Source organism: Priestia sp. SIMBA_032 (assembly GCF_046535215.1).
Lineage (GTDB): Bacteria > Bacillota > Bacilli > Bacillales > Bacillaceae_H > Priestia > Priestia aryabhattai.
Genome location: NZ_JAWRXD010000005.1, coordinates 401592 through 411139 on the forward strand (window position 1 = coordinate 401592; position 9548 = coordinate 411139).

Sequence of the window (9548 nt, forward strand, 5' to 3'; positions counted from 1 at the left end):
TTAAAAGATAGTAGATCGGAATAAATAGACTACTTTCATAGGAGGAGAATAAAAATGAAAAAGTTAAACGTAGGTATGATTGGCGGAGGATTTATGGGGAAGGCGCATGCACTTGCTTATGCAGGTATGCCAATGTTTTTTTGGCCAGCGCCAGCAATTCCTCAACGACATACAGTCGTTGATGTGACCGAAGAGTTAGCAAAAGATGCAGCGGAACGTTTAGGATTTGAAAACTATTCATCTGATTGGAGAAAGGTAGTAGAAGATCCTGAAATTGATATTATTGATATTGTAACACCAAATGACTCTCATGCAGAGATTGCCATTGCAGCTGCCAAAGCAGGTAAACATATCATTTCAGAAAAACCGTTAGCACGAACTGCAGCAGAAGCAAAAACAATGCTTGATGCAGTAAAAGAAGCAGGCGTTAAACATATGGTCGCATTTAACTATCGCAGAACACCAGCCGTTGCTCTAGCAAAAAAATATATTGAGGAAGGAAGAATCGGAAAGATTTTAAACTTCCGAGGTACGTACCTGCAAGACTGGTCTGCGGATGCTAACTCGCCTTTATCATGGCGCTTCCAAAAAGAACGAGCTGGTTCAGGTGCATTAGGTGATATTGGAACACATGTGATTGACTATGCAAGATATCTTGTGGGTGACATTTCAGAGGTAATGGCTGTTGCAAAGACATGGATTGGTGAAAGACCGATTCAAAGTGGTGCTGTAGATAAACTAGGAACTGTAAAAGCAGAAGCTGATGTACCAAAAGGCAAAGTTGATGTAGACGATGAGTTTTCAACTTTAATTAAATTTGATAACGGCGCAGTTGGAAGTATTGAAGCGACTCGTAATGCCTGGGGCCGCAACAACTTCTTAACATTTGAAATTCACGGAGAGAAAGGTTCATTATACTTTAACTATGAACGCCGTGATGAGCTTCAAGTATGTTTCTCCGATGATCCAAGTGATAGCCGCGGATTCAGAACGGTTTATACAGGACCTGCACATCCATATGGAGAAGGTCTATGGCCAATCCCGGCATTAGGAATTGGGTACGGGGAAACAAAAATTATTGAAACATATGATTTCCTCAAATCAATCGCTGAAGATACAAGCGTATCACCAGATTTTGAAGACGGTTATCAAATCGCCGTTATTTCAGATGCTATCCTTGAATCAGCTGAAAAAGGTGTATGGATTAATCTTACAGAAAATTTAGTGAAAGCTTAAATAATAGTTTAGTAGTGGCTAGTCCTAGTAGACTAGCCTTTATTAGAAATAGAGTTGTTGATTTGTGATTCGGATCAATAGAGGCAAGTCAGCAAGCGGCTATAAAGGTTTGAATTCTTTTTTGAGCTACTACGTAAGTAACAGAAATCATGGAAAATACAGTTTATTAAGGTGGAGAAAGAAATGGAAAAAATAAAAGTTGGAGTTATTGGGACAGGATTTATTGGGCCTACTCATATTGAGGCTATCAGAAGACTCGGTTTTGTAGAAGTAGTTGGATTAGCAGAACATGGGCAGGAAGTAGCAGAACAAAAAGCGGTTGAACTTGGAATTCGGAAAGCTTATGGGGATTATCGTGATATGTTAAAAGACAGTGAGATTCAAGTTGTTCATAACTGTACACCTAATCACCTTCACTTTCAAATTAATAAAGAAATTATTCAAGCAGGCAAACATGTGTTATCGGAGAAACCATTAGCTATGTCTAGTGAAGAGTCTGCTGAGCTATTGAAATTAGCTAAAGAGCACCAGGTCGTACATGGTGTAAACTTTAACTACCGCCAATTTCCGATTGTAAAGCAATTAGAAACAATGATCAGAAACGGTGAGTTAGGGAAAGTCAACTTAGTGCACGGAAGTTATTTACAAGACTGGTTATTGTTCGAAACAGACTTTAATTGGCGTTTAGCTCCTGAAGTCGGAGGGAAATCACGAGCGGTAGCGGATATCGGTTCTCATTGGTGTGATACAGTTCAATATGTAACAGGTAAAAAAATCGTCGAAGTTTTTGCTGATCTAGCAACTGTTATACCAGTAAGAAAAAAATCTACTTCTCAAGGCTCTACTTTTGGGGGACAAAAAGGACAAGAAGAAGCATATGAAGATGTTCCGATTAACACAGAAGACTACGCATCTGTTCTTGTACGTTTTGAAGACGGGGTAAAAGGCTTATTTACTGTGTCTCAAGTAAGTGCAGGGCGAAAAAATAGGCTAAGCTTCGAAATCGCTTGCAGTCAAAATTCTGCTTTTTGGAATCAAGAAGAACCAGAAAAGCTGTGGATTGGCTATCGAGATCAACCAAATCAAACTCTTCTTGCAGATCCTACTTTATTTAATCCTGAAGCAAAATCGTCCATTCATCATCCGGGAGGCCATAATGAAGGCTGGCCAGATGCGTTAAAAAATGGGTTGTTGAATTTCTATACATTTATTCGGGAAGGTAAAAACCCTTTAAGTGATAAAGCCACTTTCGCAACATTTGAAGATGGACATATGTCCATGTGCATTACCGACGCCATTTTAGCAAGTCATGAACAACAAAAATGGATGAAAGTGAAGGTAAAGCAGGAGGTACGTGCATGAAATTAGGGGTGTTTACAGTTCTTTATCAAAACTTGCCTTTTGAAGAGATGCTGGACAAACTATGTGAAATGGGTGTAGAGGCCGTTGAATTGGGCACAGGCAATTATCCAGGAAACAGTCATTGTAATCCGGATGAATTACTAGAGAACTCAGAGAAATTAAAAACATTTCAAGCTGCCCTTACAAGTAGAGGACTTACAATAAGTGGTCTAAGTTGTCATGGCAATTTACTGCATCCAAATAAGATGGTTGCCAAAAAGGCTCATGATGTGTGGAGAAAAACAGTTTTATTAGCTGAGCGTTTAGAAGTGCCGGTGATTAACGGATTTTCTGGGTGCCCAGGCGATCACCCAGGTGCCAAAAATCCGAACTGGGTAACCTGTTCTTGGCCGCCGGAATATACGGAAATCCTAGATTGGCAATGGAATGAAGTAGTCATTCCTTACTGGAAAGAGGAAGTGAAATTTGCAGAGTCACACGGTATCCATCAAATTGCGCTTGAAATGCACCCGGGTTTTGTTGTGTATAACCCTGAAACCCTATTTAAATTAAGAGAGCATGCTGGGCAAAGTATTGGAGCTAATTTTGATCCAAGCCATTTGATTTGGCAAGGGATTAATCCAGTAGAAGCCATTAAAAAACTTGGTCGAGAAGAGGCTATCTTTCATTTTCATGCAAAAGATACGTATTTGGATCAGGCAAATATTAGTGTTAATGGAGTATTAGATACAAAACATTACAGTGATACTTTGAATCGTTCGTGGACATTTAGATCCGTAGGATATGGTCAAAACGAAAAAGTATGGAAAGATATGGTGAGTGCGCTTCGTGCGGTGGGATATGACTATGTGATATCCATTGAACATGAAGATATGCTAGCTTCGTTAGATGAAGGATTAAGTAAGGCCATCTCTTTATTAAAAGGCGCACAATTTAAAGAACAATTAACTGAAATGTGGTGGGCGTAACAGTATATTTCCTATATAGTTAATGATAAATACCCAGATGGGTATTTATCATTAAACATTGAAGAGACCCATCTAATGAGTAAATATGACTGTCAGCAATGTTAAATATATAATTTTGAGGTGATTAAAATGAATGCGATTTCAAAAAGAGAGCAAAACACCAAAGGTCTTCCATCAGCAATGATTTGGGGCTATATCGCAACTCTAATTTTTATGGTAGGAGATGGTCTAGAACATGGTTGGCTTTCACCGTATCTTATTGAACATGGCTTAACCGTTCAACAATCTTCTACTCTCTTTGCAGCATACGGGGCTATATTAGCAATCGCCTCCTACTTTTCGGGTGTCCTTACAGAAGCATGGGGCCCGAGAAAGGTTATGATAGCAGGCTTGGTTATCTGGTTAGTTGGTCAAGTTCTTTTTATTGAATATGGTCTAAAACCACATAATTATGCAGTTATGTTACCGACTTATGCTATTCGAGGATTTGGTTATCCTTTATTTTGCTACTCGTTTTTAGTTTGGGTTACTTATCGCAGTCCTGACCGTATTTTAGCTACGGCAATAGGGCTATTTTGGGCAGCATGGAGTGGCGGTCTTTATGTTGTTGGAAGTTATTTTCCAGCTTATATGATTCCGAAAATCGGATATATCGGATTAATGTGGAGTGCGGTCGTATGGGTGTTAATCGGTGGACTAATTGGAGTTGTTGTTGTAAAAGGCCAAGTACATGAACGTGAGGGTAATGGCAAGGAAAAATTGAAAAGTTTACTCAGTGGACTAACTATTTGTATTGAAAAGCCAAAAATTGCAATAGGAGGAGTTGTTCGTATAATAAACTCGACCGGTGTAGGTGCTCTTCCAATCTTTTTCCCTCTATACTTATCCTCTGAATATGGATACAGTACAGAAGAATGGTTACAAGTATGGGGAACTATGTGGGTGGCCAATATCTCTTTTAACTTAGTCATTCCCTATATCAGTGACAAATGGTTAGGGTGGCGAAAGACAATTATGTGGATTGGCAGTTTCGGTTGCGGTGTAATGACTCTAGTTATGCTTTATACTCCTCAAATGTTTGGGCATAATTTCTGGGCATTAACTGTGGTGGGCATATTTTTTGGAATCGTTCTATGTGGTTATGTACCACTCTCTGCTCTAGTCAGTTCATTAGCACCTGAAAAGAAAGGCTCAGCTATGGCTATTGTAAGTTTTGGGGCTGGAATGTCTTACTTTATTGCACCTGCAATTGTAGGAACATTCATTGGTAGCATGGGTGTACACGGAGTCATGTGGATATTTGCTAGTTTGTATTTTGTTAGTGCTATTTTGATGGTATTTATGAAATTGCCAAGTGAAGAAAAACAAAACAAGAGCAGTTATTCATCTGAGAAACAAGTCGGTTGAAAGTAAGGACAATCAATATGGCAGACAGGCTTTTATACTGTTTTAACGAAGTACTTAAGTGAATAAATGTCATATAACAAACATAATAAAAAAGTCCATGAAATTCAAATAATTTCATGGATTTTTTTATTTTCCTAATGGACAAGTTAACAGGTGAATTTTTTAGAGATATTAGCAATGTATGGGGTATTTTATACTTCCATTTAAAGAACCTCTGCCTAAAGGGTATGAATCGAATGAGATAATTGCAGAACTAAAATATCCATCGTATTAAGGTTGTTCATATGCAAAATTAATAAATAATTCTTCTTTCTTAGCCCTGCTGCTCTAATTCTTAGTCAGCGATCTCCTCCACATTTAATAAAGCAATTACCTATTTGCTCTTGTAGAGTAAAGCTCTCTTTTTTGATGTGTTTCTTCTTTTGATGATAAAGAAAGAAGAAATACGCTCTAAGATTGTAGCTAAAGCTAGAATAGGCACAGTAACCTTAATTATGGTACCAAAATTACTTGCTGTATCAACTGATAAAAGAAACGATCCAATTATAACTATATACAAAATTATCGAAGTGACTAATGAAACTATTGATACCTTTAATGCATTTTAAAAAAAGTTCCCATCTAACTGACCGTTTTCGGTGCCTATTAACAGAAAATCAGTAGGATATTTAAGTAAATGGAGAGAAGAAATTGTGAATAATTGAAACAAATAGGCAGATTTAATCAGTCTTCAAATGTGCCTATATTTTTTTGACTCTTATTGTTGAATAACAATCTCCATCTAAGATAAATCGTACTTATTATTGAAGATACGTCTTATAATAGACATTGTAAATCTAACCAATAATAAGGAAAAAGAGAGAGAATAAAAAGTGGTTGTCCAATTCCATCCATTTTTATATTTAATAAGGCGTGTATTTTTTTCTAGCCACAGCTCAGCAATAGTCATAGGTATACTGAAATACAGAACTTTTAAAAGGCACTGAATGATGCGGGAATCCTTAGTTAGTTGATTATAAAAGACACAAGTAATTGGGAAAAGTATGTAATCAAACAACACGCTTGTTTTAACTTGTCTTGGAAATCGGGTGGGATATTGAACATAGCCTCTTTTTACAATCAGATTATCGACCAATGATGCATAGTAACTTTTTATAAAGAAAACAAGGAGTCATTCCTTTGCAAGTGGTTTTTTTATTAAATATATAAAAGAACTAATACCAAAGAGATAAAGGACTTTTATAAGGTTTATTTCAAATTTTCGACCCAATGTTTAGCACCTCCACAAAGATAGTTTATCTTTGATGTAGGAGGTTATACTAAGGAAATTCCAATTTTAGATCAGTAAACAGTGAATAAGCAAGGTTCTATTTTGATATAAAATTGTTTCCTGGTTATGAACATTTTCACTTAAATTAACGGGTAGCAAATGCTTAATATATACAATCGCTTTCTCACTTATTTGAAATACAAACGGTCACCGTGACTCTAGACAAGCTGGCGAGAAGGTTTGCTCTTTAGTTTTCTTGACGGATTGGCTTATACCCGTGCTGGAGCTGGACATTCTATAAAATATAAAAGAATAATCACAGGGACAGCTCTACTTTTTCAAAGAGGAAAGGATCCGTCCCTGTGATTAAAAACTTATTTTCTTTTGAGAAGCCAGTCTTGAAAATCGGTGGCAACTACTCTTTCACCTGTGATTCCCTCTGCAGCAGCTGAGGCTAAAAAAACAATCGGCTCGGCCATAACCCTTGGATCTAATAGCTGGAATTTTGATTCAATCTCTTTTCGAACTTCGTCCGGAATCATCCCGGTAGTAGTGGCACCACCCGGTAAAAGCATATTCACCATAATTCCATATTCTTTTAAATCTTCGGCCATTATATATGAGAGTGATTCAGTGGCTGCCCTCGATGGTCCATAAGGTACAAAACCCTTTCTTTTCATAGTCTCATGATTCATAGAAATATTAATCATTCGCCCATGACCTTGTTCCATCATTAAAGGAGCAAACCCTCGAGCTACTAAAAAATATCCTGTGAGATTGATATCAATTAAATCTCGAAACCCTTCTGGTGTTACTTTGAAAAATGGCTGAGGCTCGACTAAAAAACGCGGGTTTACTGTCCTCATCCCAATTCCCGCATTATTGACGAGAACATCGAGTTTCCCCCATTCTCTTTTCACCCATTTGACCGCGTTATTGACGGATTGTTCTGATCGAACATCTAAAGGAATTCCAACAGCAGAATAACCCTCGCGCTTTAATTTCTCTACTGCTTGATCCAATTTAGTTCCACCTCTAGAAGCTAACGCCACCGTGGCTCCAGCTTGAAGCAAAGCCTCCGCCATGGAAAATCCTAGGCCGCTTGAAGCACCTGTTACGAGTGCATGGATATTTCTTAACTTTTTTGTGTCCATTGGTATTTTCCCTCCGAAATGTTATTAAACCACTGACTGATACAGTATTCTAGGTAATCATCACTTTATACGAAATTTCTTTAAAAAGCAAAGCTATGATAAAAGAGTAGTGAACTTAAATTGCTAAAGAGGCAGTTTAGCTTAAATACATTTCTTCATAAAGTTAAAAAAGAAAATTTCCCTAATTTCTTATTTATAATTGCTTAACGTTGATTCGAGAATATTAAACTTCGCTACCTGCTAATTGAATTCTACTTCATATGGAGACCTTTAAATTAAAGTGTTTCCTTTCTTCTGACAGACTTATTAAATTTCGAAAACAATCAATGCAATCATCTTTTCGTATAGAAAACTTATTAAGAAACATGCATTAGAAAAACTATAAATCATATATATGAGATATCCCGTTTGAATGTTTGAGGAGGATATTATGAAACCTATGTTACCTAGTGAAAAACATTTCGGTAATTTAGAACTAGTTTATGCGTTTTATGGGGCTATGCCTACAGGTGTTACTGTTTCAGAAACCGGTCGTATATTCATTTGCTTTCCGAAATGGGGAGACGATGTTAAATTTACAGTGGCGGAAATTGTTCAGGGTAAATTGCAGTCCTATCCTAATTTACAAACCAATTTGGTTAACTCCGAAAACATCACAATGACTTTCATCAGTGTCCAAAGTGTAGTTGCTGATGGAAGGGGAACGCTTTGGATATTAGATACAGCAGCACCCAATTTTTCTGAACCTATTAAGGGGGGAGCGAAATTAGTCGCTGTTGATTTAGAAACCAATACAATAAGAAAAGTATATACCTTTACAGAAGATGTTGTTCTACCTACAACTTATCTGAATGATGTCCGTTTTGATTTTCGTGTTGGAAAAGCAGGTTATGCCTATATAACAGATTCTTCTTCAAAAGGACTAGGAGCTATTATTGTCGTAGATTTATCAAATGGAAACGCGTTTAGACGGTTAAATGGAGCAAAATCAACTTCACCCGATCCCTATTTTTTACCGAAGGTAGAAGGTGAAATTTTGATGAATAGAAACATAGATGGCTCAACTTCCCCATTTAGATTGGCTTCTGATGGAATAGCGATTTCTCCCGATGGCAAAGTTTTATTTTTTTGTCCACTAACCAGTCGTCATCTTTTCTCGATTCCAACAGAAGTTCTAAGGAACCGAACTATACCAGATAAAGATTTAATTTATCATGTGGAGTATTGGGGAGAAAAAGGTGCTTCTGATGGAATGATCACCGATGCAAAGGGAACTGTTTATGCTGGAGATTACGAAAACAACAGTATTCGTAAGATATTTCCAAATGGTATAATGGAAACTATCGCACATGATCCGAGAATTTTGTGGCCGGATACTTTTTCAATCGGTCCGGATCAATATTTGTATGTCATTGTGAACCAATTACATCGACAGCCTAGATTTCATTATGGAAAAGACTTACGAGAGAAACCTTATAGTTTACTTCGTATCAAAATTGATGAATTTCCTGCTCCAACCTTTTCATCATAAAAATAGTCAATTAATTGTTTTCATTATATAGTGTAAAACAAACACGAGTAAGCAAGAAGTATTAGCTTTATTTACTTCTGCCAAATAACATCAAAATGGTTTAATAGAAACAGTTTATTTGGTTAGTGTTAAAATGCTCCAAGGATTTTTTTATAATATCGGTAGATTCAATGCTGTATTGATATTATTTAAATCCAAACCGATCTGTTCGTTTGTATCCCAAACATTGTAATCCTTATAAGCTTATTTAATAACATGAATACCGCATATATATCTAGTCAACATAATGGATTTTATGGATAGTCATAACCCAAAGTAAGAGACATAAAATACAATAAGGAACTATCAGTCTGATCTTTCCTTAAGAAAAAACAATCCAACTCCCACGGATTGTTTTTTCTCTTTTTATATAAACGATTAATTTTTTTACATATTGAGCAAACTACCCAAGATGGATGAATCATCACTTTACGACTACCTTTCAATAAACAGAAAAACCACTGATTAGGCCCAGTGGTTTTTCTGTTTTTACGCTGTATAAGATATACAAAGTTAGTTTCTATAGAGTTTGCTTAACAGTTATCAAAAAATAGAAACACTACATACTATACGCGTAAGTT

General features: G+C 36.7%; 6 protein-coding genes and 1 pseudogene. 5 read left to right on the forward strand and 2 right to left on the reverse strand.

Going from position 1 to position 9548, the window contains the following annotated elements; genetic code table 11:
* The first annotated feature begins 54 nt into the window (after window positions 1-54).
* The 4 genes from SB717_RS19275 (at window position 55) to SB717_RS19290 (ending at window position 4973) form a co-directional block, all read left to right on the forward strand.
* Window positions 55-1236 (forward strand): levoglucosan dehydrogenase, encoded by a 1182-nt coding sequence (locus tag SB717_RS19275; RefSeq protein WP_410904478.1) that lies wholly within the window; start codon window positions 55-57, stop codon window positions 1234-1236.
* Window positions 1237-1419: 183 nt separating this feature from the next.
* Window positions 1420-2598 (forward strand): Gfo/Idh/MocA family protein, encoded by a 1179-nt coding sequence (locus SB717_RS19280; protein WP_410904479.1) that lies wholly within the window; start codon window positions 1420-1422, stop codon window positions 2596-2598.
* Window positions 2595-3566, forward strand: coding sequence for a sugar phosphate isomerase/epimerase family protein (locus SB717_RS19285; RefSeq protein ID WP_410904480.1), 972 nt, complete (start codon window positions 2595-2597; stop codon window positions 3564-3566). Before SB717_RS19280 ends, SB717_RS19285 begins: the two co-directional genes overlap by 4 nt.
* Before the next feature lie 129 nt (window positions 3567-3695).
* Window positions 3696-4973, forward strand: a complete 1278-nt coding sequence (locus SB717_RS19290) for an MFS transporter (protein ID WP_410904481.1) — start codon at window positions 3696-3698, stop codon at window positions 4971-4973.
* A 781-nt stretch (window positions 4974-5754) separates the two neighbouring features.
* Here the strand turns inward: SB717_RS19290 and SB717_RS19295 are convergent.
* Both SB717_RS19295 and SB717_RS19300 read right to left on the reverse strand, forming a co-directional pair.
* A pseudogene (locus SB717_RS19295) lies at window positions 5755-6132 on the reverse strand (CBO0543 family protein); the annotation flags it as partial.
* A gap of 485 nt (window positions 6133-6617) precedes the next feature.
* Entirely contained in the window at window positions 6618-7397 is a 780-nt protein-coding gene (locus SB717_RS19300; protein ID WP_410904482.1) for an SDR family NAD(P)-dependent oxidoreductase, read from the reverse strand.
* A 430-nt stretch (window positions 7398-7827) separates the two neighbouring features.
* On the opposite strand from SB717_RS19300, the gene SB717_RS19305 reads away from it, so the two are divergent.
* The gene (locus tag SB717_RS19305; RefSeq protein ID WP_410904483.1) at window positions 7828-8928 is read left to right on the forward strand and encodes an L-dopachrome tautomerase-related protein; all 1101 of its coding nucleotides are present in this window, start codon (window positions 7828-7830) and stop codon (window positions 8926-8928) included.
* Window positions 8929-9548: the final 620 nt, after the last annotated feature.